Source organism: Protofrankia sp. CiP1_Cm_nod3, assembly GCF_982290655.1.
This window is the reverse complement of the sequence record NZ_CEVIVD010000221.1, coordinates 1-1541: the sequence shown is the minus strand read 5'-3', so window position 1 is coordinate 1541 and position 1541 is coordinate 1. Positions and strand designations below refer to the sequence as shown.

1 protein-coding gene is annotated in these 1541 nt (G+C 77.4%); it reads right to left on the bottom strand.

Annotated elements, in window-relative coordinates; genetic code table 11:
• Nucleotides 1-28: 28 nt before the first annotated feature.
• Nucleotides 29-1438: an ATP-dependent sacrificial sulfur transferase LarE gene (gene larE, locus AC5LUJ_RS23085; protein WP_493465761.1), complete on the bottom strand. Its 1410-nt coding sequence runs from the start codon at nt 1436-1438 to the stop codon at nt 29-31.
• Nucleotides 1439-1541 lie beyond the last annotated feature (103 nt).

The following is a 1541-nucleotide window of genomic DNA, read 5'->3' as shown; positions in this document are numbered from 1 at the left end:
TCCGGCGCCGCTCACCGGCCGGCGCCGCTCACCGGCCGGCGCCGTTGTCCCCGGACGTTCGCGCCACGGCCGGCAGCAGCTCGTTCATGGAGCCCGACCGGAACCCACGGGGGTCGACCTCCACCCGCTCGAAGCCCTCGACGACGGCCAGCAGGTCCGGGCGCGCGGCCAGCGCCACCGCCTGGCCGGCGTCCACCTCGACCATCGCCACGTCGCCGAGGTCGCGTACCCGCAGGTCCCGGATGGCGAGCCCGGCGGCGGCCAGCGCCGCCCGCAGCCCGGCCTCCGCGCGCTCGACCCGGGCCAGCCGGGCCGGTGACACCTCGATGCCGTAGGCGATCCGGCTGGCCAGGCAGGCCGCGGCCGGCTTGTCCCAGGTCGACAGGCCCCACCGCCGGGACGCCTCCCGGATCTGCGCCTTGGTCAGGCCGGCGTCCAGCAGCGGGGTACGCGCCCCCCGCTGGGCCGCCGCCCGGATACCCGGGCGGAACCCGGCCACGGCGTCGTCGGCGTTCGTCCCGGTCACCACATGGGCGAGGCCGAGGGAGTCCGCGAGCGGCCGCAGCGTCTCAGTGAGCTCCGCCTTGCAGAAGTAGCACCGGTCCGGCCCGTTGGCCCGGTAGCCCTCGCGTCCCATCTCGTTCGTGGCCGGGGTGAGATGACGGACGCCGAGCCGGGCGGCGAAACCGGCGGCGGCGGCGAGCTCGACGGCCGGCAGGGACGCCGAGCTCGCCGTGGCCGCCACCACCCGGTCGGCGCCGAGCGCCCGGACCGCCGCCGCCAGCAGGAACGCCGAGTCCGCACCGCCGGAGAAGGCCACCAGCACCGAGCCGAGCCCGGCCAGCCGCGCGGCCAGGTCGTCGAGCCGGCCGGGCAGCAGATGGGACGACAGCCAGCCGCCGAACGCGGCCAGGCCGGGCAGGACGACGTCGGCCCCGGCGGCGGCCAGCTCGTCCGCCGGGCACGGGCCGGTGGCCACCGCGACGGCCAGCGCCCCGGCCGCGTGCGCGCCGACGACGTCACCGACATGGTCACCCACGTAGATCGTGACATCGTGGGCGAGCATGGCCCCGGCCTTCGTCTCGGCGAACCGCCAGCCCTCGACCACGTCCACCGCGATGCCGATGTGGGTGAGGCTCGCCCGCGCGAGCGGCTCGCTCTTGGCGGTGACGACGACCACCTGCCCACCGTGGCGACGCACCTGGGCGACCGCGTCGGCGGCTCCCGGCATCGGCAGCGACACCGGCAGCGCGTGGACGGCGTACAGCTCGCGGTAGCGGGCCACCATCTCCGCCACCCGCTCGGGCGGGAACCAGCGGGCGATCTCCTCCTCCAGCGGCGGCCCGAGGCGGGCGGCGGCCGCCGCGCCGTCGATCGCCACCCCCGTCTCGGCGGCCGGCGTTGCGTCGGCAGTCGCTCCGGTGGCCGGGCCGGTCATCGGATTCGACCTGGACATGACGTTGCTGGACCCTCGGCGTGGCGTGGTGGCCACCTTCGCCGCGCTGGCCGCCGAGACGGGGGTGGCGATCGACGGCGCGGCG